This is a genomic window from Achromobacter sp. 01N37 (assembly GCF_056399725.1).
Window position 1 is genome coordinate 1 of the sequence record NZ_JBFTRX010000015.1, and the last position, 24492, is coordinate 24492.

Genomic DNA, 24492 nt, shown 5'->3' on the forward strand with positions numbered 1-24492 from the left:
TTCATAGTTCATAGACCACGCCTTCGATGTCCGTCACCCAGATGTTTTCCAGCGGCAGACCCAGGTCCACCATCAGGTCCAGGCAAGCCAAGGCAGCGGCGCCCGCGCCCGAGGTCACAACCTTGACCTTCTTGATGTCTTTACCCACGACCTTCAAGCCGTTGATGAACGCGGCCGATACACAGATCGCGGTGCCATGCTGGTCGTCATGGAAAACCGGGATCTTCATGCGTTCACGGAGCTTGCGCTCAACGGTGAAGCATTCGGGTGCCTTGATGTCTTCCAGGTTAATGCCGCCGAACGTGGCTTCCAGGCCGGCGATGATTTCGACCAGCTTGTCCGGGTCGGTTTCGTTGATTTCGATGTCAAAAACATCCAGGCCGGCGAACTTCTTGAACAGCACCGCCTTGCCTTCCATCACCGGTTTGGATGCCAGCGCGCCGATATTGCCCAGGCCCAGCACGGCGGTGCCGTTGGTGATCACGCCCACCAGGTTGCCGCGCGCGGTGTAGCGGAACACGTTGGCCGGGTCGGCCACGATTTCCTCACAGGCCGCCGCCACGCCGGGCGAATACGCCAACGCCAGATCGCGCTGGTTCGTCAGTTGCTTGGTCGGCGTGACCGAGATTTTGCCGGGGCGCCCATGCTCGTGATATTCAAGGGCGGCTTTGCGAAGGTTGGCATCCATAGGGGCGGCTACTAGCTAATAAGTGAGACACGGAGAGGGAGGAATTCTATTCCCATGACGGCCAGCGCGATACGTCTGCGGCGAGCCACCCTCTTAATTGGGGACGAGCGGCGAAATCTTACAGCAAGCTGAATTTCTATTCGGTAGCGCGGGGCAGGAATAAGGGAAAACGACCATCCGGATCGAACAAGGTCTTCACTCGGCCATCCAGCCGCACGGTCGCCAGCCCCGGGGTTTCGGGCGCGGGGTCGGTCTCGTTCCAGGCCGGCGCATCCGTCAGCGTCACGCTTTGCACCCACGCCAGCGTGCCGCCATGCCCGAGCAGCAGATGCGCCAGGTTGACGGTGGCCGGGGCCAGGGGTTTCAGTGCATCCAGGCGGTAGCGGCCCAGCCAGTGATAGCCATCGTGCGTGGCGAAAGCATCGCCGCCCGAAGCCAGCTGGAACAGCGCGGGCACCAGGCTTTGCACGGTGGCCGAGCGCAGGGGCTGCACGTCGGCCTCGCCGAAGGGGCCAAGCGTTTCTTCGATGCCATCTGCCAGCATCACGTCCACCGCCAGCACGCCCGAGGCCGCACACTGCCCGGCAGGCCAAGGCGCGGGCGCCGCCAGCCATTCGGCCAGGGTCATGGCGCCGGGGAAATCCGCGAATTGCCGCAACCCGGCTTGGGCCAAGGCAGCCAGCGGCACGCCTGGCTGGGCCCGCCAGCGCGGCGGCTCACCCGCCAACCGGGCCAGCCCGGTCAATGCGGAAGGGTCGATGCGCAGCCGCGGGCGGGCAGACAGCGCATACGGCCCGGTTGCCCCTTCCATCGTCATCACAATGCGGTACTCCGCGCACAGCGTGCGCGCATGCGCGACATCAGCGTCGCGCGTCGGCGTCAGAATGGCTTGCGCCCCGCCGGGGCCGTCTTCGCCCAGGTCTTGAACCTGCCCTTGGCAAAGCAGCTTCAGACGCTGCATGAAGGCTGCCCACGGAGTCTGGGCAGGCCGCCGGCCTAGCAGGAAGGCGCGCCGGGATGGCTGCATGACTACAATTCCTTTTTCGCTACAAGACGCTTTCGAGAATCCAATGCCCCGCTTAGCTACTCGCACTCATGATTTTCTGACCTTTCACGCGGTCGAACTCTTCAAGCAGGCGCAAGCGCTGCAAGCGGCGGGCAAGGACATTATCAGCCTGGGCATTGGCGAACCGGACTTTACCGCGCCCCCTAAAGTGGTGGAAGCGCTGGAGCGCGCCGCACGCGCCGGGCTCAGCGGCTACAGCCCGCCCGCAGGTATTACGCCATTGCGCGAAGCCATTGCGCAGTTCTACCACGACCAGTTCGGCGCCAAGATCAATCCGGCCCGCGTCATCGTCACCGCCGGCGCGTCGGGCGCGTTGACGCTGGCCTGCGCGGCCCTGGTCAATAGCGGCGGCGAAGTCCTGATGCCGGACCCGGCCTACCCTGCCAACAGCAATTTCGTGCTGGCCGCGGGCGGCGTGCCGCGCCTGATTCCAAGTTCGGCCGAGAAGCGCTTCCAGCTGTCGGCCCAGGACGTGGCCCAGCACTGGACGCCTGCCACGCAAGGCGTCATGGTGGCCTCGCCCAGCAACCCCACTGGCACCAGCATCGCCCACGACGAGCTGGCCGAGTTGTTGGCGCAAGTGCGCGCCCGCGACGGCTTCGCCATCGTCGACGAAATTTATCTGGGCCTGTCTTATGACGGCCAGCCGCGCTCGGCCCTGACGCTGGACGACGACATCATCGTCATCAACAGCTTCTCGAAGTACTTCCACATGACGGGCTGGCGCCTGGGCTGGATGATCGTGCCTGAAGACATGGTGGCGCCGGTAGAAAAGATTGCCGCCAGCCTGGCCATCTGCGCGCCCACGCTGGCGCAGCACGCCGCGCTGGCGTGCTTTACTGAACAGGCCATGAAAACGTTTGAGCACCGCCGCGAAGCCTTCAAGCAGCGCCGCGATTACCTGCTGCCCGAATTCGAGCGCCTGGGCATCCAGGTGCCGGTCAAGCCGGACGGCGCGTTCTATATCTACGCCGACATCAGCAACCAGGGCATGGACAGCAACACGTTCTCGCAGCGCCTGCTGCTGGAAGCGGGCGTGGCGGCCGTGCCGGGCGTGGACTTCGGCCCCGCCCACGGCGCGCACACCATGCGCTTTTCGTATGCCACCGGCCTGGACCGCCTGGAAGAGGCGGTGGCGCGAATCGGTAAATTCCTGGGTCGTTGACCCCCAAAGCACAAGGCGCGCTCCAATGGAGCGCGCCTTGCGGGCTTGCAGGCAGGCGTGGCGACGTGCCGGTTTCCGGACTTAATCCCGAGCCAGTGCAATACCCGAGGCCAGCGCCAGGCGCCGGCGTTCAGCCTGCACCTTTGCGCCATAGCCGTTGTCGTCTGGCCCGGTGGAACCCACGTAGCAGGCCAGGCCGCCATCGACGGACCCGCGCCGGTTGATACAGTCGCGCAAGATTGTGGCCCCGACACCAATATTGGCGATCGGGTCCAGCGCCGTCTTGCCGACCGCGTCGAACTTCTCCTGGTGCACGCTGGTCATGACCTGCATCAGGCCCTGCGCGCCCACATGGCTTTCGGCCAGCGGGTTGTAGCGGGACTCGATGGCGATCACCGCCAGCACCAGCAAGGGGTCCAGCTGCTTTTCACGGCTGACCTTATACACGGTGTTCAACAGCGGACCGGTGGCGTCATAGGCCACCTTGTACTTGCGCGAGATATAGTTGCGCAATGCTTCGGCTTGCGGACCGGTCGCCACCAAGGCGGGCTTCTTCGGTACGGGCGGCGCGACGCGAGCCGGCCCCAGCATGCCGGTGGCATTGCTGGCGGGAGCGGTTGGAACGGCCATGGCAATCGCCGACGCAGTGTCGGAACCCAACTCGGAGCCGACATCGGATTCGGTGCCGGATTGCATGGATGAAGGCGCTAGGGCGGTCAACAAGGCTTTGTGCACTTGCAATGCCTGATCGCGCAAACCAGGCAGGGCAAATCCCATGCTTACCGTCACAATCACCGCGATGCCCAGATAGACTGAGCAGATACGCAAGGACTCGGCAAGATATTCGTGCACTCCTTGGGCCATATTCCTGAACAGGTTGGCCACTGACGCATCGGGCATAAAAACCTCCTGCGTGAAAAAGAGGGAGTCAATGTTAACCTCTCTTTCTCCGTAAAATGTAACCAAATCGCTGGGATCTGTAGTGAAATACCGCGACCTTAGAGACTTCCTCGCCCAACTTGAACGCATGGGCGACCTCAAACGCATCGGCGCGCCGGTGTCCACCCGGCTGGAAATGACGGAAATTTCCGACCGTGTGCTGCGCGCCGAAGGCCCCGCCCTGCTGTTCGAAAAAGCCCAGCACGACGGCAAGCCGGCCGAGATGCCGGTGCTTACGAATCTGTTCGGAACGCCGTCGCGTGTGGCCCGCGGCATGGGCGCCGACAACGTCAGCGCGCTGCGCGACATCGGCGAGCTGCTGGCATCGCTGCGCGAACCCGAAGCGCCCAAAGGCCTGCGCGATGCGCTGGCCAAGGTGTCGATGCTGAAGGCCGCCTTGTGGGACATGAGCCCCAAGAACGTCAAAAGCCCGGCCTGCCAGGAAGTGGTCTGGGAAGGCAAGGACGTGGACCTGACCCGCCTGCCGATTCAAACCTGCTGGCCCGGCGACGTGGCGCCGCTTCTGACGTGGGGCCTGGTGATTACGCGCGGCCCCAACGCCAAGCGCCAAAACCTGGGCATCTACCGCCAGCAATTGCTGGGGCCGAACAAGCTGATCATGCGCTGGCTGTCGCACCGCGGTGGCGCGCTGGACTTCCGGGACCACGCCCTGGCCAACCCGGGCACGCCGTTTCCCATCGCCGTTGCGCTGGGCGCTGACCCGGCCACCACCTTGGGCGCCGTCACCCCCGTACCCGACAGCCTGTCCGAATACCAGTTCGCCGGTCTGCTGCGCGGTTCGCGCACCGAGGTGGCGCAGGCGCTAGGCAGCAATTTGTCGGTGCCGGCCTGGGCCGAAATCGTGCTGGAAGGCCATCTGCTGCCGTCTTCCGACCCGCGCGCCATCAAGCCCGTGGTGCCGGAAGGCGTGAACCCGCCGCCCAACAGCGACTACGAAATGGCGCTGGAAGGCCCCTACGGCGACCACACCGGCTACTACAACGAGCAAGATTGGTTTCCCGTCTTCACGGTCGAGCGGATCACGATGCGGCGCAATCCCATCTATCACTCCACCTACACCGGCAAACCGCCCGATGAGCCCGCCGTGCTGGGCGTGGCGCTGAACGAAGTGTTCGTGCCGCTGCTGCGCCGTCAGTTGCCGGAAATCGTGGATTTCTACCTGCCGCCCGAAGGGTGCAGCTACCGCCTGGCGGTGGTGTCGATCCGCAAGCAGTACGCGGGTCACGCCAAGCGCGTCATGTTTGGCCTGTGGAGCATCCTGCGCCAGTTCATGTACACCAAGTTCATCGTGGTGGTGGACGAAGACATCAACCCGCGCGACTGGAAGGAAGTGGTGTGGGCGATGACCACCCGCATGGACCCGGTGCGTGACACGCTGCTGGTGGAAAACACGCCGATCGACTATCTGGACTTTGCATCCCCGGTCTCCGGCCTGGGCGGCAAGATGGGCCTGGACGCCACCAACAAATGGCCGGGCGAAACGAATCGCGAATGGGGTACCCCCATCACGATGGACGCCGACATCAAGAAACGCGTGGACGACATCTGGGGCCAATTGGGCCTGTAAGCCCGCTTCCGTCGCCCCAAAGACAAACCCCGCCAGATTCAAGGCGGGGTTTTTTATTGGCATTGCTTGCGGTAAGACGCGCGCTATTGCGTGTCGTCGCGCGAGCTTTGCCAGAGCTTGTACAACTGCCAGCCGACCAATGCGCCCCCGGCAATCTTGAGCACCTTGGACCGGTTGCCGCCACGCATGAACAACGTGGACAACGACGAGCTGACCAGCGGATAACGGCGCGCCATCGTGATGGCCTGCAATGCCCAGCGCGAGGCCCCGCCCGCCGCCAACCGGGGCAGCAAGCCCCGGATGATGGATGCGGGTTCCAGCTTGTGGCCCGTCGACACGATATTCTGCGCCAGCGATTCGCGCTCGATGGCTGCGCGCGCGCGCAGCAATTCGATACGCACGGCGCGATCAACGATAGGAGACCTTTTCGACATGGTTCAGTCCTCCTCGCGTCGGCGCGTGGGCGGGAGATCGTCGTCTTGCGCATCGCGGATGCGTTCCAGCAATTCCGCATCACGGCCCAGTTCTTCGAGCGTGGCCGCGAAAGGCGGCGCGCCGTAGACCAAGCCGTGCCGCACCACCAGCAACAAGGCCACGCCGACAATGCCGTAGAAGGCAGCCAGCAGGCCCAGGGCCAGATAGCGGTCTTCTGTGGGCCAGAACAGCACGGCGACAGTCACCGTGAACACCAGCACCGCCAACGTCAAGAAGAGCAACGCGGCAAATGCCATGCCCAACAGTTTGAGCAAGCGCGATTTCTCGTCGGCGGCTTCCAGCGCCAGCAACTCGAGGCGCGTGCGTACCAACCCGACCAGGCTGGACGCAACTCCGAAAACAGATTTTCGTAGACCCATGGCATGAAGGACACCGGGCGGGCAGCGCGGCAAGATGCCGGCGCGGCCCGCCCGGACGTCCAAGCCTTATCAGCGGCGGCTGATCAGCAAGCCGAGCAGCAGGCCGGTCACGCCTGCGATCCCGATGGCTTGCCAGGGATTGTCGTGCACGTAGTCGTCGGTGGCGCGAGCGGCTTTGCGGCCACGCTCCAGCACGGCGTCTTGGGCTTCGTATAGGGCTTCGCGCGTGCGCTTGAGCGAGGTCATGGCGCGGTCACGCAGTTCGTTTGCCTTTTCGCCGGTGGTGCCGGCCGCTTCGCGCAGCAGGTTTTCGGCGTCATTCAAACTGGTCTTGACACTGTCGATGAGTTTTTCTTTTGCGACTTCTTCGGATTTTCTCGTGGCCATTTTTTGAGCTCCTGTTGTGTGTCTATGACGAAAACATCATACCAGCCGCCATGCCCGCAGCATGGCCCGCTTGATACTGTGTGCTACTTGATCTGCGTAATTTCAACGGCTGACTTTACACCGCCTTGATCAATGTCTTGCTTCATCACCAGGTTCACCGCGGGGCAATACCAATCGGTGACGGTCGTGTTCATGCCGGGGATCGGAATGGTCAAACCTTGGAAGGTCGCCATCGTGGGGTCCGAGTTGCGCGTATACGTGATGGGATGGCACGACTGGTTGCCCAGCGCCGTGTTCACCGCCTTCTTCTGGCCCACCGATTTTTCGCCGATGCGCACCGTTGTGCTGGGCTGGCCGCCCACCGGCGCTTCCTTGCCGATCTTCAAACGGAACGACGAGCCGGGCAGTTTTTGTCCCGGGTTGAGCTTGCCGTCGTACGCGAACAAACCCAGCATGCGCAAATCAAACTGGCCTTCGGAAGGTTGCGGGGCTTCACCCGCATTGGCGTAGCGCAAAAAGGTGGCTTGGCCGCCCTTTACCGTCATCAAATAATCCAGCTTGGACTTGCCCGGCGGCAGGCCTGCATAGCTGAACGTGGCGACGCCTTGCACGCGTGCGCGGCAGTTGTCGCCATTGCTTTTTGTAACCTCGGCGAAGGTCAGGTCAGCGCCCAAGGACAAGTTGCCCGAGCCGGTCAGTTGCACCGCGCCGCCGTCATGCATGAACTGCGCATCGCAAACGCCGGCCTGCGCCGAGGCGGCCGCGCCCAGCGCGCCCGCCGCCAAAATCAGGGATGCCATTTTTCGCATCGTCACAAGCCACTCCATATATCCGGAAAGCGCCGCCCGCCCGAGCGAACGGCGGTTTGATACTACACCGGTTAAACCGGGCGGCGTATGTCGGAACGTGTCCGAAACGCGCGTTCGCAGAGCGCCCCCGTCAAATAAGTTCTGGAAATATGGATTCATGAAATCAAAAGTTGTGGGGATGTAAACCCGTCCCTATCATCGGGTGATATTTTGCCGGGGACACCCGAGGCGGCTAAGAGATGAAGCTTTTCCCGATTTTTGCCGATCTGAAAAATCGGCGGGTGCTGGTGGTGGGCGGCGGCGCGGTGGCGGAGCGCAAGACGCTTGCCCTGCTGGAAGCCGCCGCAGATGTCGTCGTGGGCGCGCCGGAACTCACGCCTGCGCTGACGGCGCTTGCCGCAGACGGCCGCATTCGCTATTTGCCCGGCCGGTTCGACCCAGCCTGGCTGGACGACGTCTGGCTGGTGGTGGCCGCCACGGACGACCGCAGCGCCAATGCCACCGTATCGGACGCGGCCAGCGCGCGCCGCATCTTTGCCAATGTGGTGGATGACCCCGAACTGTCGTCCTTTCAGGTGCCGTCCATCGTTGACCGCTCGCCCGTCATCGTGGCCATTTCATCGTCGGGCGTGGCGCCCGTGCTGGCGCGCCGCGTACGCGAGCGCATCGAATCGCTGTTCGACCACACGCTGGGCCAATTGGCCGCGCTGGCCGCCACGTACCGCAAGCGCATTCGTGCAAGCCACCCGGATCTGGGCGCGCGCCGCCGCTTCTACGACTGGCTGCTGGACGGCCCCGTCGCTGGCTTTCTGCGCCAGCAGCAACCCGCACAGGCCGAAGCCGCGTTGTCTGACGCGCTGGACACGCCCATCGCGCCCGCCGACGGCAGCGTCGTGCTGGTGGGCGCCGGCCCTGGCGACCCCGGCCTGCTGACCTTGAAGGCATTGCGCGCGCTGAACGAAGCAGACGTCATTCTGTACGACCGCCTGGTCAGCGACGACATCATGTCGCTGGCGCGCCGCGATGCCGACCGCGTGCCCGTAGGCAAGCTGCCCGGCGAAAACCACCACGCCACGCAGGCCCGCATCCACGCGCTGCTGGTGGAACATGCGCAAGCGGGCCGCCGCGTAGTGCGGCTGAAAGGCGGCGACGCGTTTATTTTTGGCCGGGGCGGCGAAGAACTGGAATATCTGCGCGCGCACGGCGTGCGCTATGAAGTGGTGCCGGGCATTACCGCCGCACTAGCCTGTGCGGCCTATGCGGGCATTCCGCTCACGCACCGCGAGCACGCGCAATCGGTACGCCTGATCACGGCGCATTGCCGCGAAGATGAAGACAACCTGGATTGGCCCGCGCTGGCGCGTGAAAAGCAGACGCTGGCGCTCTATATGGGTGTGGGGCAGTTGGACCTGCTGACTCGCAGGCTGCTGAGCCACGGACGCGCCGCCCAGACCCCGTTCGCGTTGATTGAAAACGGCAGCCGGCCGGAACAGCGGGTGCTGTCCGGCACGCTGGAGGCGTTACCCCGATTGGCGGCGGAACATGGAATTCATTCGCCCGCATTGTTGATCGTGGGCGAGGTCGCCGGTCTGGCGCCGAAACTCCAATGGTTTGGGCAGCATCTGGAGGGGCGGTGACCGGCTGAGGAAAAGGCCGGGGGAACGCAAGGTGACGCAACGTCACCCCGGCCCTGCCTTTCAATCCGTCTTTTGCGTGGTCCCGAARATGCGGTCGCCSGCATCACCCAGGCCCGGCAKGATGTAGCCGTGTTCGTTCAAGCCGTCATCGATGGACGCCGTATAAATATGCACGTCCGGGTGCTTGGCCAGCACGGTGTCGATACCAACCGGTGCCGCCACCAGCACCAGCGCGCGGATTTCCTTGCAGCCGGCGCGCTTGAGCAGGTCGATAGCAGCAACCATGGAGCCGCCCGTGGCCAGCATGGGGTCGACGATCAGCGCCAGGCGCTGGTCCAGTTCGCCCACCAGGCGTTCCAGGTACGTGTGCGCTTCCAGCGTTTCTTCGTTGCGGGCCACGCCCACCACGCTGACCTTGGCGCCCGGAATCAGGCTGAGCACGCCGTCCAGCATGCCGATACCAGCGCGCAAAATCGGCACAACCGTGACCTTTTTGCCCGCAATTTTCTCGACTTGAACCTGGCCACACCAGCCTTCCACGGTGGTCGGCGCCAGCGGCAGATCCTTGGACGCCTCATAGGTAAGCAGCGCGCCCACTTCCTGCGACAACTCACGGAAGCTCTTCGTGCTGAGGTCTGCGCGACGCATGATCCCGAGCTTATGGCGGATCAGCGGATGGCGGATTTCGTGCACAGGCATGTGCGTAACTCTCCAGAATATTGAAATACAGGGGTTATCGCCTCGGGGGAACCAGACCGGCGCAACGCGTTTGCGTCGCCCGTTTTCGAGCCACACCCGAGGATCGTAATCGGTTTAAGAAAGTTGTGGCCTGTTGTTGCGGCCTGTTGTTGTGGTCTATTGATCGGCAAGCCAGGCGATGAGCGCGTCGTCAAACGCCCGGACAGCGCCCGCCTGCTCATGGTTGACGATGCTGACCACCACATAGCGCTTGCCGCTGGCGCCCAGCACGTACCCGGCAATCGAGCGCACGTCGCGCAGCGACCCCGTCTTCAGGTGGGCCATGCCCTGCGTGCCATCGCCTTTCAGGCGGCGGCGCACCGTGCCGTCCACCCCCGCAATGGCGAAGGACGAAATGTACTCCGGCATGACCGGCGAATTCCAGGCCACGGTCAACATCGAAGCCAGGCTGTCAGCCGACACGCGCGCATCACGCGACAGACCCGCGCCGTTGTCGATGACCAGCTCCGGCATGTCCAGCCCCTGCTTGACCAGCAGCCCCTTGGCCACGGCCTCGCTGCTGCCCACCGTAGCGGGCCGGCGGCCGCGTTCGGCGCCCAAGGTCAACAGCAGCGTGCGCGCCATGACGTTGTTGCTGCGCTTGTTGATCTGGCGGATTACCTCGGCCAGCGTCGGCGAATCATGCGAGGCCAGCACCACGGCGTCAGCCGGCACCATGCCCGCCCGGACCTGCCCCTTGAACGTGCCGCCCAACTCCTTCCAGAGCATGCGGAAGATTTCGGTGGCGTAGTCGGGTTGCGACAACGCCAGCCGGTACAAACTGAATTCGCCGCAAGAACCCGCCACTTTGCCGCCCACGCGGATCGTCACGCCTTGTTGGGTGATGAGCGGCTCGGTCGTCACCACCGGGGGGCCGGGGCAGCGGATGTCGCTCCATTCCACGCTGCCTTCGATCTTCAGGCCGGGTAACGGCGGATCGATCAGCGGCACCCATTTATGGGCGGCGGCGTCTGGCGTGAACAGCAGGCGCAGCGCGCCGAAACCCACCATCAGGGCGTCGGGGCTGGCGTTATAGGCGCGGTCCGGGGCGCCATCGAAGGCGCCCGGGTCGGTTGCGACCTGGCCGAAGATGCTGCGGTCGATAACCAGATCGTTGATCTGCTTGACCCCGCGCAGTCGCAGTTCGCGCAGCAGCGCCCACAGGTCTTGCATCAGAAATTGGGGGTCGCCGCCCGCCCGCAGATACAAGGGGCCGGCCAGCACGCCCTTGGCGTCGGGGCGCGCGCCCGGCGCCGTCATGAATTCCGTGCGCCAGACATAGTTGGGGCCAAGCTCGGACAGCGCGGCCCAGGTGGTAACCAGCTTCATCACCGAGGCCGGGTTGCGAGCCTCCTTCGCGTTCAGCGCCACCAGACGCTGCCCGCCCAGCTCTTGCACGACCAGCGACAGCGCGCTGTCGGGCAGCTTGGTGGCCTTCCAGGCGTTGACGACGTTGGGCGGCAAGCCCTGGACCTGCGCGCAGGCGGCCCCTGCGGACAGGGCCAGCAGCCCGCCGGCCAGCCATTGCTTCAGCCCGCCCACCCGCTTATTCGCTTGTCCCGTCATGCCTTGTCCACCCGGTTGCTAGTCCTGCAAACCCGAGAGCATACAAAACCTGAGACGGTTACGGGCGGCCAGGCCTGCTGGAAACCGCCCGCCCGCCCCGCGCCCGGCGGTTTACTGCAAGCGCCACTTGCCGGACGCCACGGTCGCCATGACCAGCGCCCGTTCGTCCAGCCCGTTGTGATCGGTGGGGCTCATGCTGACCACGCCCGTCGCGGTCGGCAGGTTCTTGACGTTCTCCAGGGCGTCGCGCAGCGCGGCCCGGAACTCGGGCGTGCCGGGCTTGGCCGTTTTCAGCGCGACGGGAATCGCCTGTTGCAGCAGCAGGCCCACGTCCCAGGTGTAGGCCGCGAAGAGCGACACGCTGCCCGCCCCGTTGGCGGCCTCGTACTTTTTCGCGAACGCCTGCGCCGTGGCCTTGACCGGGTTGTCAGCGGGCAGCAGGTCAGCCACCATCACCGGCCCGACCGGCACCCAGGCGCCCTCGCAGGCCGTGCCGCACACGCGCAGGAAATCGTTGTTGGCCACGCCATGGTTGAAATAGATCTTGCCCTTGAAGCCGCGTTCGCGCAGCGCCCGGGCGGGCATGGCGGCCGGCGTGCCAGACGCGCCCACCACCACGGCGTCGGGCGCCGCGCCGATCAATTTCAAGGTCTGGGCGACGGCCGAGGTGTCGGCCGGCGCGAAGCTTTCTCTGCCCACCACCTCGATCCCGTGCTTCTTGGCCGCCTTCTCGACTTCCACCCAGAAGGTCTCGCCCAGGGCGTTGTTGAATCCGATGAAGCCCAGCTTCTTCACGCCATTGGCGGCGGCGTGGCGGGCGATGCCCTCGGCCATCAGCGAATCGGAGTGTGGCGTTTTGAACACCCAGCGCCGTTTGTCGTCCACCGGGTCAATCAGCCGGGCCGACGAGGCCAGCGTGATCACGGGCGTGGCCCCGGTTGCCACCGTATCCAGCATGGCCATCGTGTTGGGCGTGGTGGTGGAACCGATGATCAGGTCCACCTTGTTCTCGGAGATCAGCTTGTGGGAGTTGCTGACGGCCCGGGTGGTGTCGGAAGCGTCATCCAGGACGATGTATTCAACCTTCATGCCGCCGATTTCGGTGGGCAGCAGGCTGATGGTGTTGCGTTCGGGGATGCCCAGCGACGCCTGCGGGCCGGTCGTGGACAGGGTGGCGCCAATCTTTACTTGCGCCAGCGCGGGCGAGCCGCCCGCCATCATCAAGGCCGCCAGGGCGGCGGCCATCAAGGTGCTACGAGGGGTCATGCGCGGTCTCCTTGGGTGCGCGGATGTCGTTGTAAGGACGACGCCGATCCGCTACGGCGGTGAACGCAGTTATACGGCGGGAATGGCGCGGCGCAACCCCCTCGGAATCCCCTCTGTTCCGCCCCTATTAACCGTCCCCTTTACAATAGCCGGTTGCCCCGAGCTCGCCCGGCCGTCGCGGCCTGCGTTTTGTGCCGCCGGCCCTCACTGACAGACAGATTCCCGCGTGACCCAGTCCCTGACCGTTTCCGATTTCAATTACGAGCTGCCGCCCGAGCTGATCGCGCAGACGCCCGCCGCCGAACGCACAGGCAGCCGGCTGCTGCATCTGGACGCCGCAAGCCAGCTGCACGACCGCCAATTCGCCGACCTTGCCGGCCTGCTGCGCCCGGACGACCTGCTGGTCTTCAACGACACGCGCGTAATCAAGGCGCGCCTGGCCGGGCACAAGATCACGGGCGGCAAGATCGAAGTCCTGGTCGAACGCATCACCGAACCTGACCGCGTGCTGGCCCATGTGCGCGCCAGCAAGTCGCCCGGCGCTGGCATGGTGCTGCGCCTGGCCGACGCGTTTGACGCCACGGTGCTGGGCCGCGAAGGTGAGCTTTTCGACATCCGCTTCCCTGGCCCCGTGCTGGACTTGCTGGACGCCCATGGCGCGACCCCGCTGCCGCCCTACATCACGCACGCGGCCGACGCGGGCGACGATGACCGTTATCAAACGGTCTACGCCCGCGAGCCCGGCGCGGTGGCCGCGCCCACGGCCGGCCTGCACTTTGACCAGCCCACGCTCGACCGCCTGGCCAGCCTGGGCGTGGCGCGCGCTTTTGTCACGCTGCACGTCGGCGCAGGCACGTTCCAGCCGGTGCGCGTGGACAATCTGGCCGACCACATCATGCACGCCGAATGGTTCACGGTGCCGCAGGCTACCGTGGAAGCCATCGCCGCCACCCGCGCCAAGGGTGGCCGCGTCATCGCCGTTGGCACCACCAGCGTGCGCGCCCTGGAGTCCGCCGCTGCACAGACCGAAGGCCGAACGGCCCCCGGCCTGCCGCTGGCTGCCGCCCAAGGCGACACCCGCTTGTTCATCACCCCCGGCTACACGTACCGTGTGGTGGACGCGCTGGTCACCAACTTCCACTTACCCCAGTCGACCCTGCTGATGCTGGTGTCGGCGCTGGCCGGCGTCGAGCCGATCCGCCGCGCCTACGCCCATGCCGTGGCCCAGCGCTACCGCTTCTTCAGCTATGGCGACGCCATGTTTATCGAGTCCCCCGCCCCATGACCGGACTGAATTTCGAACTGCTCGCCACTGACGGCGGCGCCCGCCGCGGCCGCATCACGCTGAATCACGGCGTGGTCGAGACGCCCATCTTCATGCCTGTGGGCACCTATGGCAGCGTGAAGGCCATGATGCCGCACGAGCTGAAAGAGATCGGCTCGCAGATCGTGCTGGGCAACACGTTCCACCTGTGGCTGCGCCCGGGCACGGAAATCATGGAGAAGCACGGCGGCCTGCACGGCTTCATGCAGTGGGACAAGCCCATCCTGACCGACTCGGGCGGCTTCCAGGTGTTCAGCCTGCAAGGCATGCGCAAGATCACCGAGGAAGGCGTGAAGTTCGCCTCCCCGATCGACGGCGCGCGCCTGTTCCTGACGCCCGAAGAATCCATGCGCATCCAGCGTTCGCTGAATTCGGACATCGTCATGGTGTTCGACGAATGCACGCCTTACGAAATCGACGGCCGCCCGGCCACGGTGGAAGAAGCTGCCCGCTCGATGCGCATGTCGTTGCGCTGGGCGCGCCGCTCGCGCGACGAATTCGACCGCCTGGGCAACCCGAACGCGCTCTTTGGCATCGTTCAGGGCGGCATGTACGAATCGCTGCGCGATGAATCGCTGGCGGGCCTGCAAGACATCGGTTTCCACGGTTACGCCATCGGCGGCCTGTCGGTGGGGGAACCCAAAGAAGACATGATGCGCATCCTGGCGCACGTGACGCCCAAGCTGCCGGAGCAAGCCCCCCGCTACCTGATGGGTGTGGGCACGCCGGAAGACCTGGTCGAAGGCGTGAGCCGCGGCGTAGACATGTTCGACTGCGTCATGCCCACCCGCAACGCGCGCAACGGCTGGCTGTTCACCCGCTTTGGCGACGTCAAGATCCGCAACGCCAAGTACCGCGACGACACCCGCCCGCTGGACCCCAGCTGCTCATGCCACACCTGCGGGAATTTTTCGCGCGCTTATCTGCATCATTTGCAGYGGGCCAACGAGATCACCGGCGCGCGCCTGAACACGCTGCACAATCTGCATTTCTATCTGACTATCATGAAGGAAATGCGCGAAGCGATCGCCGCCGGGCGTTTCGACGCATGGCGCGCGCAGTTCGCCGCCGACCGGGCGCGCGGCATCGAATAAACCGGCCTTTTTCCAGGGAGGCCTTTTCTATCGGGAAATCGCCCCCATAGATTCGGTTCCCTCCCTAGTGAAAGGCTGGCAATAAGATAGATACAATAGTCGGCTTGCCCTATCCATGGCTCGCGCGGGGATGGGCGCATAACAAGACAGCTAAGAGGTTTGACGCTGACCCACGGTTACACAGAGAACCCGGGCATCGCCAGCCGTAGCAACAAACAACCCAAACAGACTTAAACGCAGGAGAATTCAATGTCCGTTATCGATACCGCAAGCCTCGTCGTGGCTCAAGCCGCCGCCCCTGAAGGTAATGCGTTGATGGGCATGTTGCCCATCGTCCTGATGTTCGTGATCCTCTATTTCCTGATGATCCGTCCCCAGATGAAGCGTCAGAAAGAGCACCGTAACCTGATCGCCGCCCTGGCCAAGGGTGACGAAGTGGTCACCGCCGGCGGCATGCTCGGCAAGGTCACCAAGGTCAACGACAGCTACGTGACCGTTGAAGTCTCCGAGCTGGCCGACAAGCCCGTCGAAGTGATCATGCAGAAGTCGTCGGTTTCGACCGTGCTTCCTAAAGGAACCATCAAGGCCCTTTAAGCGTCTAATAGAGCCCAATCGGGCTCTTAATTACGTTTGATGGGACCCACCGCCGCCCGCCGCGTTCATCGCCCGGGCGGCCCTTTTATCACCCTGACATGAAGTAGCCGGCAATGAACCGCTATCCCCTCTGGAAGTACATTACGGTCCTGATCGCGGTCATCATTGGCCTGCTGTACACGCTTCCCAATTTCTACGGCGAATCCCCTGCCGTCCAGGTGTCCAGCGCCAAAGCCACCATCAAGGTCGACGCGGCCATGCTGAGCCGGGTCGATCAGATCCTGACGGACGCCAAAATCCCCAACGAAGGGGTGTTCTACGAACAGAACGGCACGCTCGGCACCGTGCGCGCCCGCTTCTCCTCGACCGACCTGCAATTGCAGGCGCGCGATCTCATCGACAAATCCCTGAATACCGTCGCAGGCGACCCGCATTACACCGTGGCGCTGAACCTGCTGCCCGCCTCGCCCGCCTGGATGCGCGCGATGGGCTGGTTCGCCCCCAAGCCCATGTACCTGGGCCTGGACTTGCGCGGTGGCGTGCACTTCCTGCTGCAAGTCGACATGCAGGGCGCGCTCACCGCCCGCTACGACTCGCTGTCGGCCGACGTGCGCTCGGTGCTGCGTGACCAGAAGGTCAACGTCGCCAGCGTCGAACGCTCGGGCATGGGAGTGGCCGCCACGTTCGCCAACAACGACGACCGCGACCGCGCCATCTCGACGCTGCGCACCCGCCTGCCCGACCTGGAATTCACCGAGCGCGAAGAAGGCGGCAAGCCGCTGCTGATGGGCGCCCTGAACCCGGCCGCCGTCCAGCGCGTGCAAGACTCGGCGCTGAAGCAGAACATCAACACCCTGCACAACCGGATCAACGAACTGGGCGTGGCCGAACCGGTCATCCAGCAACAAGGTTCGGACCGCATCGTGGTGCAACTGCCAGGCGTGCAAGACGTGGCCAAGGCCAAGGAATTGCTGGGCCGCACCGCCACGCTGGAAATCCGCATGGTTGACGACACCCCCACCGCGCAAGCCGCGCTGATGGGCGGCACCGTGCCGTTCGGCCTGGAACGCTACAACGACCGCGACGGCCGTCCGATTCTGGTTCGCCGCCAGGTCGTCCTGACGGGTGAAAACCTGCAAGACGCCCAGCCCGGCCGCGATTCGCAAACCCAGCAAGCCGCCGTCCACCTGACGCTGGATTCCAAGGGCGCCCGCATCTTCCGCGACGTCACCCGCGACAACATCGGCAAGCGCATGGCCATCCTGCTGTTTGAAAACGGCAAGGGCGAAGTGGTCACGGCGCCGGTCATCCGCAGCGAAATCGCGGGCGGCCAAGTGCAGATCTCGGGCAGCATGAGCTCCGAAGAAGCCGCCGACACCGCGCTGCTGCTGCGCGCCGGCGCGCTGGCCGCGCCGATGTCCATCATCGAAGAACGCACCATCGGCCCGAGCCTGGGCGCCGACAACATCTCGAAGGGTTTCCATTCGACGCTGTACGGTTTCCTGGCCATTGCCGCCTTCATCATCCTGTACTACCACTTGTTCGGCGTGTTCTCCACCGTCGGCCTGACGCTGAACGTGCTGCTGCTGCTGGCGCTGTTGTCCATGCTGCAAGCCACGCTCACGCTGCCTGGCATTGCCGCTATCGCGCTGACGCTCGGTATGGCCATTGACTCGAACGTGCTGATCAACGAGCGGATACGGGAAGAATTGCGCGCGGGGGCTTCTCCGCAGCAGGCCATTCACCAAGGTTTCGAACGCGCCTGGGGCACCATTCTTGACTCCAACCTCACGACGCTCATCGTCGGTCTGGCGCTCTTGGCCTTCGGTTCGGGTCCGATCCGCGGCTTCGCGGTGGTGCACTGCCTGGGCATCCTGACCTCGATGTTCTCGTCGGTGGTGGGTGTGCGCGCGCTGGCCAATCTGTACTACGGCCGCAAGAAGAAGCTCACCACGATTTCCATCGGCGAAGTCTGGAAACCGAAGGCTAACTGACAATAAGGCGGGCGGCGCAAGCCGCCCTCCACAGAAAAGAACCGAAGGCGAAAAATGGAATTTTTCCGTATTCACCGCACCATCCCGTTCATGCGCCACGCGTTGGTGCTGAACATCATCAGTCTCGTCACGTTCGTCCTGGCGGTCTTCTTCATCCTCACGCGCGGCTTCCACCTGTCGATCGAGTTCACCGGCGGCACGGTCATGGAAGTCAACTACGCCCAGACGGCGCAGTTGGAAAACGTGCGGGGCGTGGTGTCCAAGCTGGGCTACACCGACTTCCAGGTGCAGAACTTCGGCACCTCGCACGACGTCATGATCCGCCTGCCGCTGCAGGAAGGCCAAACGTCGGCGACCCAAAGCGAAACCGTCATGGCCGCGCTGAAGACGGCCGACTCCGGCGTCGAACTGCGCCGCGTGGAATTCGTGGGCCCGCAAGTCGGCCAGGAGCTGCTGCACAACGGCTTGATGGCGCTGCTGGTCGTGGTCATCGGCATCATGGTGTACCTGGGCTTCCGCTTTGAATGGAAGTTCGCCGTCGCCGGCRTGATCGCCAACCTGCACGACGTGGTGATCATCCTGGGCTTCTTCGCCTTCTTCCAGTGGGAATTCTCGCTGTCGGTGCTGGCGGGCGTGCTGGCGGTGCTGGGCTACTCCGTGAACGAATCCGTGGTCATCATGGATCGTATCCGCGAGAACTTCCGCAAGTACCGCAAGGCGGACACGCAGGAAGTCATCAACAGCGCCATCACGCAAACCATTTCGCGGACCATCATCACCCACGGTTCGACGCAGATGATGGTGCTGGCCATGCTGTTCTTCGGCGGCCCCACCCTGCACTACTTCGCCATGGCCCTCACCATCGGCATCTGGTTCGGCATCTACTCGTCGGTGTTCGTCGCCGCCGCGCTGGCCATGTGGATGGGCGTGAAACGCGAAGACCTGATCAAGCCGGTCAAGAAGGAAGGCGAGGAAGGCGAAGTCGCCTGATCCCCAGCTAACTTAGGCTTCAGACAAAAACCCGTCGCTTGTGCGACGGGTTTTTTGTTTTCTGCTTGCTTTGATTCCTGGCCCTGCACACCTCGGTCTCTACGAATAGCCGCACGGGGCCGATGCGTCTACCTTTGCCGTTCTCGCCGCAAGGCGTATTGAAATATATCGGCAATCGGACGCGGCGGGCATCATCGTCACGGCCTGATTCGCACTGTACCGATGGCATGCCTGCGGGTGTACGGGTACGAATCCGCCAGCATTCGCTACCATAGGCCACCATGAAACTCACCATTGATCATCTCGTCATTGCCGCGGCGGATCTTGCCAGCGGTACGGAATATGTCGCTGACCTGTTGGGTATTGCGCCCCAAGGCGGTGGCGCGCACCCGCGCATGGGGACCCACAACCGCGTGCTGGGCATGGCCGACGGCGTGTATCTGGAGGTCATCGCCATTGATCCCGATGCGCCCGCCCCCGAGCGGCCACGCTGGTTTGGGCTGGATCAGGGCGCGATGCGCGCGCGGCTGGAACAGGGGCCTTTCCTGGCGCATTGGGCCGCGCGGGTGGAAGCGCCGCTGGATCTGACCCACATGCAGGCCGAGCACCCCGACCGCATAGCGCCCGTCATCCCCATGACGCGTGGCGACCTGCGCTGGCGCTTGACGGTGCCAGACGACGGCAGCCTGCCCGTCTGGCGCGAAGCGGGCCACACGGTCGGCGATGGCCTGCTGCCCACGCTGATTCAATGGGATGTGGACGCTTACCCCGGCGTCAGCTTGCCCCGCCAGCCCCTGAAACTGCTGCGGCTGACCGGTCACCACCCGCAGGCGGGCTTGCTGCGCCAAGGGCTGACCTGGATGGGCGCCGATACCCTGATCGACCTGGAACAAACTGACGGCCCGCCGCGCCTGACTGCGCTGATCGACACGCCACACGGGCAGAAGACCCTGGCGTAGATCGTGGCCCCCAAAAAAAAACCAACCGGAGACTCCGCATGACCGCCACCCGCAAACGCTTTGACGACGAGCCCTATCTGGACCAGTGCCAAGCCACCGTCATCGCCGTCAACCCCGAAGGCGTCGAGCTGGACGAGACCATCTGCTATGCCCGCAGCGGAGGCCAAGCTGGCGACAGCGGCACGCTGACCCTGGCCGACGGACGCGTCCTGACGCTGGCAGACACCGTCTACGCCGACGACCGCCAGCGCATCCTGCACGTGCTGACGCTGGCGGACGGTGACACGCCCCCGCAAGTGGGCGACCGCGTCACCGTCGCCATCGACTGGGCGCGCCGCCATCGCCTGATGCGCCTGCATACCTGCCTGCACCTGCTGGGGTCGCTGGTGCCCGCACCCGTGACGGGATGCAGCATCTCGGCCGACTCCGCCCGCATCGATTTCGACCTGCCCGAATCCACGCTGGAAAAAGTGGAACTGACCGAACGTCTGAACGCACTGATCAGCCGCGACATCGACGTCACCGTGAACGGCATCACGCCTGAGGAACTGGCCGCGCAGCCTGACCTGGTGCGCACCGTGGGCGCCGCCCCGCCGGCAGGCACCGCCAAGATCCGCATCATTGAAATCCCGGGGGTAGACCGCCAGCCCTGTGGCGGCACCCATGTGCGCAATACCCGTGAAATTGGCCCGGTGGCGATTGCCAAGATCGAAAAGAAAAGCCGCACGAACCGCCGCGTGGTCGTCAATTTCGCCTGACACCCTGCCGTGAAGCTTTACCGAGAAGCTGCGCCGTAACGCTTTACCGAGAAGCTGCGCAGTAACGCTTTACCGTGAAGCTCCGCCGTGACGCTTTACCGTGAAGCCCCCGAACGTTGCGATAAAAAAAGCCGCGATTCACATCGCGGCTTTTTTTCTCCAGCAAGCCCCTTCACGCTTTTTTCCACCAACGCCAGGGCGCGCGCAACGGCCATTGATACTTGCTGCACAACACGCGCGGCGCCAGCACATGGCCGACCAGCACGGCGATGCCGGCCGCCGTCATCACATCCGACAGATAGTGGTCCAGGTTAACCAGGCGGCTCATCGCCACCAGCGTGGCCAGCAGCAGAAACGCCACGCGCCAGCGCGGGGCCAGGATGCTCAGCACCACCGCTACGGCGAACGCCGCGTAGGTGTGGCTGGACGGAAAGGAATTGAACTGCTGCACGCGCGAAAAGGACTCGCCCAGGCCGTAGATGCCTTTCTCGAAAAACAATTCAGGACGGGCGCGCGCCACCGAACGCTTGAGCACCAGCACAATCAGCCCGCCCACCGCCATGGTGGACAGCATCAGCAAGCTGCCGCGCGCCATGCTGGCATAGCTCATGCGCAAGGGGTTGCGCCAGCCGCGCGCCAGGCCCACCAGGCCGATCACGTAGAACGCCAACGCCACGCCAATGTACGGGCCGCTTTCACCCATCTGCCCGACCCATTCGAACGACTCGTTCACGCCGTCGGACACCGACTGCTTGATCCAGATGGCCAGCGGCAAATCCACCCAGCGCGCACACGCGCCCGCCAGCAGCGCCAGGCCGGCGCCCAACAACAGCCAGACGGCCAGCGAAAACGGGTTGCGAACCTCGTCCTGCACAGGCAGGCCAGGCGCGGCGGAAGCGGCAGGAGCGGCGACCGGAGGCGTGAGAGGGTTGGAGTTCATCGGTACCGCTCAAAGAGAATAAGAAATGTTACTGCGGGCTGAAATTCGGCCGGCTCGCTATCGTAACGGCGCCCGCGCGCCAGACCAAGAAACAATTTTCACGCAAGGGTTAAAATCCCGCCTTTCCACCCCTTTCAGCCCCCGGGATCTACACCCGTCACGGCGAACATCATGCAAGCAACCTCCCTCAAGCGTGAAAACGCGCCCGCGCGCGATGGCGACACCGCCGCAGCCCCCAATTCCGACGCCCTGGCCGACGTCCTGGCCGCTACCGAAGCCGGTTCCCCCCGCAAGCTGTACATCCGCACCTTCGGCTGCCAAATGAACGAGTACGACTCGGACAAGATGGCTGACGTGCTGCGCGACGACCAGGGCCTGGAACTGACCGACAACCCGGAAGAGGCCGACGTCATCCTGTTCAACACCTGTTCGGTGCGTGAAAAGGCGCAAGAAAAAGTGTTCTCGGACCTGGGCCGCGTGCAGCACCTGAAAAAGACCAACCCGAACCTCGTGATCGGCGTGGGCGGCTGTGTGGCCAGCCAGGAAGGCGAGGCCATCGTCAAGCGTGCGCCTTACGTGGACGTGGTGTTTGGCCCGCAGACGCTGCACCGCCTGCCCGACCTGATCGCGCGCCGCCGCGCCGAAGGCCGGTCGCAAGTGGACATCAGCTTCCCGGAAATCGAAAAATTCGACAACATGCCGCCCCCGCGCGTCGATGGCGCGACCGCGTTTGTGTCGATCATGGAAGGCTGTAGCAAGTACTGCAGCTTCTGCGTCGTGCCGTACACGCGCGGCGAAGAAGTCTCGCGCCCGTTCGAAGACGTGCTCGTTGAAGTGGCTGACCTGGCCGACCAGGGCGTGAAGGAAGTGACGCTGCTGGGCCAGAACGTGAACGCCTATCGCGGCAAGATGGAAGGCACGGACGAAATCGCCGACTTCGCCATGCTGCTGGAATACGTGCACGAAATTCCCGGCATCGAGCGCATCCGCTACACGACCTCGCACCCCAAGGAAATGACGCAGCGCATGGTGGACGCCTACGCCCGCCTGCCCAAGCTGGTGTCGTTCCTGCACCTGCCCGTACAGGCCGGCAGCGACCGCGTGCTGGCCGGCATGAAGCGCGGCTACACCACGCTGGAATTCAAGTCGGTCGTGCGCCGCCTGCGCGCGGCCCGCCCGGACCTGACCCTATCTTCCGACTTCATCGTGGGCTTTCCCGGCGAAACGGAAGAAGACTTCGAAAAAACGATGAAGCTGATCGAGGATGTCGGTTTCGACACGTCGTTCTCGTTCGTCTATTCCCGCCGCCCGGGCACGCCCGCCGCCGACCTGACGGACGACACGCCGCAAGACGTGAAGCTGCGCCGTCTGCAGCGGCTACAAGCCCTGATCAACGAGCAGGCGGCCACCATCGCCCGCAACATGGTCGGCACGCGCCAGCGTCTGCTGGTGGAAGGCCCCTCGCGCCGCGATCCCAACGAACTGATGGGACGCACCGAGAACAACCGCATCGTGAATTTCGCCGCGCCCGCGCGGCTTATCGGACAAATGGTCGACGTCATCATCACCAAAGCGCACACGAATTCGTTGCGCGCCCGGGTGGCCGATGTGGACCGCGTTTCCCAAGAGGCTGAATGACCACTCCCCGCTCCCGCGCCCGTCGCAGCATGCCCGCCGTCGTCAGTCTGGATGGCGACAACACCCACCTGGCCAATCTGTGCGGCCCGCTGGACGAAAATTTGCGGCAGCTTGCCGACGGCATGGGCGTCACGCTCTCGCGCCGTGGCAGCCGCGTCACCATTGAAGGCGAACGGGCCGAGCTGGCCGGCCGCGTACTGCGCCGATTCCACGAACAGGCCGTACACCGCGCCTTGTCGGTGGATGATATCCAGCTGGGTCTGGTGGAAATTGGCGTGGGGCGGCAGGAAGACAAGCCCGAGGCGGAACAGGCTCGCGAAGCCGATCCGCTGCCGGCCCTGGACGACGAAAGCGACAGCATCGCGCTACGCACCAAGCGCAGCGACTTGCGTCCGCGCACGCCGCGCCAGCGCGACTACCTGAACAACATCCTGAAGCACGACATCACGTTTGGCGTCGGCCCGGCCGGCACCGGCAAGACCTGGCTGGCCGTGGCGTGCGCCATCGACGCGATGGAACGCGACACCGTGCAGCGCCTGGTGCTGACGCGCCCGGCGGTTGAAGCCGGCGAGCGCCTGGGCTTTCTGCCCGGCGATCTGGCCCAGAAGGTGGACCCGTATCTGCGCCCCCTGTATGACGCGCTGTACGACTTGATGGGGTTCGAAAAGGTGCAGCGCCTGTTCGAAAAGCAGACCATCGAAATCGCCCCGCTGGCCTACATGCGCGGCCGCACGCTGAACCACGCCTTTGTCATCCTGGACGAAGCGCAGAACACCACGCCGGAACAGATGAAGATGTTCCTCACGCGGATCGGCTTTGGCAGCAAGGCCGTCATCACCGGCGACCCGTCGCAGGTGGACCTGCCGCGCGGCCAGGACAGCGGCCTGGCCCATGCGGTCAAGGTGCTTGAAGACGTGCAGGGCATCGCCACCACCCGTTTCACCAGCCGCGATGTTGTGCGCCACCCGCTGGTCGCCCGCATCGTCGACGCCTATGACCGCGCCTCTGAAAATGACGCCTGAGCTGTCCCTGTCCGTCCAGTACGGGGTTGAAGAAGCCCGCCTGCCCCGCTGGCGCCTGCGCCGGTGGGCGCAGCGCGCACTGGCCGCCGCGGCCGAAGACGGCCTGGTCGATTTTTCGGCCGCCGAACTCAGCCTGCGGCTGGTCGGCACGGCCGAGGGGCGCCGCCTGAACCGCGATTTCCGCGAGCGTGACTACGCAACCAATGTGCTGACGTTCGAGTACGGCGTCGACCCGCTGGGGGTCGCGCGCGGCGACATCGTGATGTGCGTGCCCGTGCTGGTGCGCGAGGCCCGCGAACAGCGCAAAGCCCTGCTGGACCACGCTGCCCACCTGACCATCCACGGCGTGCTGCATTCGCTGGGCTATGACCACATCAAAGCCCGCGACGCCAAGCGCATGGAGGCCCTGGAAACCGCCACGCTGGCGCAGATGGGCATCACGGACCCGTACCTGATTACGGAATAACGGCGTTCGG

At 64.4% G+C, this 24492-nt stretch carries 23 protein-coding genes and 1 pseudogene; 13 read left to right on the top strand and 11 right to left on the bottom strand.

The features are described from left to right. Window positions 1-7: 7 nt before the first annotated feature. Together AC1DSJ_RS24540 and AC1DSJ_RS24545 are read right to left on the bottom strand one after the other, a co-directional pair. Window positions 8-688 (bottom strand): annotated as a pseudogene (locus AC1DSJ_RS24540) (NADP-dependent malic enzyme); the annotation flags it as partial. A 136-nt stretch (window positions 689-824) separates the two neighbouring features. Continuing rightward, a complete protein-coding gene (locus AC1DSJ_RS24545; protein WP_441372325.1) occupies window positions 825-1715 on the bottom strand; it encodes an FAD-binding protein in 891 nt (296 codons plus the stop codon). Between the two features lie 43 nt (window positions 1716-1758). On the opposite strand from AC1DSJ_RS24545, the gene AC1DSJ_RS24550 reads away from it, so the two are divergent. Further along, a complete protein-coding gene (locus tag AC1DSJ_RS24550; protein WP_441372326.1) occupies window positions 1759-2919 on the top strand; it encodes a pyridoxal phosphate-dependent aminotransferase in 1161 nt (386 codons plus the stop codon). Between the two features lie 81 nt (window positions 2920-3000). Here AC1DSJ_RS24550 and AC1DSJ_RS24555 read toward each other — a convergent pair whose 3' ends face one another. Beyond that, a complete protein-coding gene (locus AC1DSJ_RS24555) occupies window positions 3001-3819 on the bottom strand; it encodes a lytic transglycosylase domain-containing protein (RefSeq protein WP_054422551.1) in 819 nt (272 codons plus the stop codon). 82 nt (window positions 3820-3901) lie between these two features. Between AC1DSJ_RS24555 and ubiD the strand changes: the two genes are divergently transcribed. Next, on the top strand, window positions 3902-5446 hold the full coding sequence (gene ubiD, locus AC1DSJ_RS24560; protein ID WP_054422552.1) for a 4-hydroxy-3-polyprenylbenzoate decarboxylase: 1545 nt from the start codon (window positions 3902-3904) through the stop codon (window positions 5444-5446). An 83-nt stretch (window positions 5447-5529) separates the two neighbouring features. Here the strand turns inward: ubiD and AC1DSJ_RS24565 are convergent, their stop codons facing one another. The 4 genes from AC1DSJ_RS24565 to AC1DSJ_RS24580 all read right to left on the bottom strand — a co-directional run bounded on the left by AC1DSJ_RS24565 (window position 5530) and on the right by AC1DSJ_RS24580 (window position 7496). Then, window positions 5530-5880: a hypothetical protein gene (locus AC1DSJ_RS24565; RefSeq protein ID WP_054422553.1), complete on the bottom strand. Its 351-nt coding sequence runs from the start codon at window positions 5878-5880 to the stop codon at window positions 5530-5532. A gap of 3 nt (window positions 5881-5883) precedes the next feature. Beyond that, entirely contained in the window at window positions 5884-6300 is a 417-nt protein-coding gene (locus AC1DSJ_RS24570) for a phage holin family protein (protein ID WP_441372327.1), read from the bottom strand. 69 nt (window positions 6301-6369) lie between these two features. Next, complete coding sequence (locus AC1DSJ_RS24575; protein WP_006221213.1) at window positions 6370-6687, bottom strand: ElaB/YgaM/YqjD family protein; 318 nt, start codon at window positions 6685-6687, stop codon at window positions 6370-6372. 83 nt (window positions 6688-6770) lie between these two features. Further along, on the bottom strand, window positions 6771-7496 hold the full coding sequence (locus AC1DSJ_RS24580; protein ID WP_082387012.1) for a hypothetical protein: 726 nt from the start codon (window positions 7494-7496) through the stop codon (window positions 6771-6773). A gap of 239 nt (window positions 7497-7735) precedes the next feature. On the opposite strand from AC1DSJ_RS24580, the gene cysG reads away from it, so the two are divergent. Then, window positions 7736-9133, top strand: a complete 1398-nt coding sequence (gene cysG, locus AC1DSJ_RS24585; protein WP_441372328.1) for a siroheme synthase CysG — start codon at window positions 7736-7738, stop codon at window positions 9131-9133. Between the two features lie 60 nt (window positions 9134-9193). On the opposite strand, the gene upp is transcribed toward cysG, so the two are convergent. From upp to AC1DSJ_RS24600, 3 genes are all read right to left on the bottom strand, one after another. After that, complete coding sequence (upp, locus tag AC1DSJ_RS24590) at window positions 9194-9832, bottom strand: uracil phosphoribosyltransferase (protein ID WP_476760403.1); 639 nt, start codon at window positions 9830-9832, stop codon at window positions 9194-9196. 156 nt (window positions 9833-9988) lie between these two features. Further along, window positions 9989-11437 carry a D-alanyl-D-alanine carboxypeptidase/D-alanyl-D-alanine endopeptidase gene (gene dacB / locus AC1DSJ_RS24595; protein ID WP_054422557.1) on the bottom strand — a complete coding sequence of 483 codons (1449 nt, stop codon included), beginning with the start codon at window positions 11435-11437 and terminating at the stop codon, window positions 9989-9991. Between the two features lie 111 nt (window positions 11438-11548). Further along, window positions 11549-12703 (bottom strand): ABC transporter substrate-binding protein, encoded by a 1155-nt coding sequence (locus AC1DSJ_RS24600; RefSeq protein WP_054422558.1) that lies wholly within the window; start codon window positions 12701-12703, stop codon window positions 11549-11551. Between the two features lie 226 nt (window positions 12704-12929). On the opposite strand from AC1DSJ_RS24600, the gene queA reads away from it, so the two are divergent. The 7 genes from queA (at window position 12930) to AC1DSJ_RS24635 (ending at window position 20416) form a co-directional block, all read left to right on the top strand. Further along, entirely contained in the window at window positions 12930-13988 is a 1059-nt protein-coding gene (queA, locus tag AC1DSJ_RS24605) for a tRNA preQ1(34) S-adenosylmethionine ribosyltransferase-isomerase QueA (RefSeq protein ID WP_441372329.1), read from the top strand. Beyond that, a complete protein-coding gene (gene tgt / locus AC1DSJ_RS24610) occupies window positions 13985-15121 on the top strand; it encodes a tRNA guanosine(34) transglycosylase Tgt (protein ID WP_476760404.1) in 1137 nt (378 codons plus the stop codon). Before queA ends, tgt begins: the two co-directional genes overlap by 4 nt. Before the next feature lie 249 nt (window positions 15122-15370). Continuing rightward, entirely contained in the window at window positions 15371-15715 is a 345-nt protein-coding gene (gene yajC, locus AC1DSJ_RS24615; protein ID WP_006221220.1) for a preprotein translocase subunit YajC, read from the top strand. A gap of 113 nt (window positions 15716-15828) precedes the next feature. Continuing rightward, on the top strand, window positions 15829-17709 hold the full coding sequence (gene secD / locus AC1DSJ_RS24620) for a protein translocase subunit SecD (protein ID WP_054422561.1): 1881 nt from the start codon (window positions 15829-15831) through the stop codon (window positions 17707-17709). Between the two features lie 54 nt (window positions 17710-17763). Beyond that, a complete protein-coding gene (gene secF / locus AC1DSJ_RS24625) occupies window positions 17764-18699 on the top strand; it encodes a protein translocase subunit SecF (protein WP_476760405.1) in 936 nt (311 codons plus the stop codon). A 281-nt stretch (window positions 18700-18980) separates the two neighbouring features. Continuing rightward, window positions 18981-19658 carry a VOC family protein gene (locus tag AC1DSJ_RS24630; protein ID WP_346551044.1) on the top strand — a complete coding sequence of 226 codons (678 nt, stop codon included), beginning with the start codon at window positions 18981-18983 and terminating at the stop codon, window positions 19656-19658. A 38-nt stretch (window positions 19659-19696) separates the two neighbouring features. Next, entirely contained in the window at window positions 19697-20416 is a 720-nt protein-coding gene (locus AC1DSJ_RS24635; RefSeq protein WP_054422564.1) for an alanyl-tRNA editing protein, read from the top strand. A gap of 172 nt (window positions 20417-20588) precedes the next feature. Here the strand turns inward: AC1DSJ_RS24635 and AC1DSJ_RS24640 are convergent, their stop codons facing one another. Beyond that, window positions 20589-21356 (bottom strand): phosphatase PAP2 family protein, encoded by a 768-nt coding sequence (locus AC1DSJ_RS24640; protein WP_082387013.1) that lies wholly within the window; start codon window positions 21354-21356, stop codon window positions 20589-20591. A 171-nt stretch (window positions 21357-21527) separates the two neighbouring features. Between AC1DSJ_RS24640 and miaB the strand changes: the two genes are divergently transcribed. Genes miaB through ybeY form a run of 3 tightly spaced genes read left to right on the top strand, consistent with a single transcriptional unit; the run spans window position 21528 to window position 24482 of the window. Next, window positions 21528-22994, top strand: a complete 1467-nt coding sequence (miaB, locus tag AC1DSJ_RS24645; RefSeq protein WP_441372331.1) for a tRNA (N6-isopentenyl adenosine(37)-C2)-methylthiotransferase MiaB — start codon at window positions 21528-21530, stop codon at window positions 22992-22994. Continuing rightward, the gene (locus tag AC1DSJ_RS24650; protein WP_054422566.1) at window positions 22991-24016 is read left to right on the top strand and encodes a PhoH family protein; all 1026 of its coding nucleotides are present in this window, start codon (window positions 22991-22993) and stop codon (window positions 24014-24016) included. Before miaB ends, AC1DSJ_RS24650 begins: the two co-directional genes overlap by 4 nt. Then, entirely contained in the window at window positions 24006-24482 is a 477-nt protein-coding gene (ybeY, locus tag AC1DSJ_RS24655; protein WP_156336562.1) for an rRNA maturation RNase YbeY, read from the top strand. Before AC1DSJ_RS24650 ends, ybeY begins: the two co-directional genes overlap by 11 nt. The last annotated feature ends 10 nt before the right edge of the window (window positions 24483-24492 follow it).

Bases quoted from the DNA above. Each gene is read 5' to 3' on its own strand.
- ybeY (WP_156336562.1), top strand. From the start codon at position 24,006: ATGACGCCTGAGCTGTCCCTGTCCGTCCAGTACGGGGTTGAAGAAGCC.
- AC1DSJ_RS24555 (WP_054422551.1), bottom strand. From the start codon at position 3,819: ATGCCCGATGCGTCAGTGGCCAACCTGTTCAGGAATATGGCCCAAGGA.
- dacB (WP_054422557.1), bottom strand. From the start codon at position 11,437: ATGACGGGACAAGCGAATAAGCGGGTGGGCGGGCTGAAGCAATGGCTG.
- AC1DSJ_RS24635 (WP_054422564.1), top strand. From the start codon at position 19,697: ATGACCGCCACCCGCAAACGCTTTGACGACGAGCCCTATCTGGACCAG.
- AC1DSJ_RS24580 (WP_082387012.1), bottom strand. From the start codon at position 7,496: ATGCGAAAAATGGCATCCCTGATTTTGGCGGCGGGCGCGCTGGGCGCG.
- AC1DSJ_RS24545 (WP_441372325.1), bottom strand. From the start codon at position 1,715: ATGCAGCCATCCCGGCGCGCCTTCCTGCTAGGCCGGCGGCCTGCCCAG.
- miaB (WP_441372331.1), top strand. From the start codon at position 21,528: ATGCAAGCAACCTCCCTCAAGCGTGAAAACGCGCCCGCGCGCGATGGC.
- AC1DSJ_RS24640 (WP_082387013.1), bottom strand. From the start codon at position 21,356: ATGAACTCCAACCCTCTCACGCCTCCGGTCGCCGCTCCTGCCGCTTCC.
- secD (WP_054422561.1), top strand. From the start codon at position 15,829: ATGAACCGCTATCCCCTCTGGAAGTACATTACGGTCCTGATCGCGGTC.
- AC1DSJ_RS24630 (WP_346551044.1), top strand. From the start codon at position 18,981: ATGAAACTCACCATTGATCATCTCGTCATTGCCGCGGCGGATCTTGCC.
- AC1DSJ_RS24550 (WP_441372326.1), top strand. From the start codon at position 1,759: ATGCCCCGCTTAGCTACTCGCACTCATGATTTTCTGACCTTTCACGCG.
- AC1DSJ_RS24570 (WP_441372327.1), bottom strand. From the start codon at position 6,300: ATGGGTCTACGAAAATCTGTTTTCGGAGTTGCGTCCAGCCTGGTCGGG.
- AC1DSJ_RS24600 (WP_054422558.1), bottom strand. From the start codon at position 12,703: ATGACCCCTCGTAGCACCTTGATGGCCGCCGCCCTGGCGGCCTTGATG.
- AC1DSJ_RS24650 (WP_054422566.1), top strand. From the start codon at position 22,991: ATGACCACTCCCCGCTCCCGCGCCCGTCGCAGCATGCCCGCCGTCGTC.
- yajC (WP_006221220.1), top strand. From the start codon at position 15,371: ATGTCCGTTATCGATACCGCAAGCCTCGTCGTGGCTCAAGCCGCCGCC.
- AC1DSJ_RS24575 (WP_006221213.1), bottom strand. From the start codon at position 6,687: ATGGCCACGAGAAAATCCGAAGAAGTCGCAAAAGAAAAACTCATCGAC.
- AC1DSJ_RS24565 (WP_054422553.1), bottom strand. From the start codon at position 5,880: ATGTCGAAAAGGTCTCCTATCGTTGATCGCGCCGTGCGTATCGAATTG.
- cysG (WP_441372328.1), top strand. From the start codon at position 7,736: ATGAAGCTTTTCCCGATTTTTGCCGATCTGAAAAATCGGCGGGTGCTG.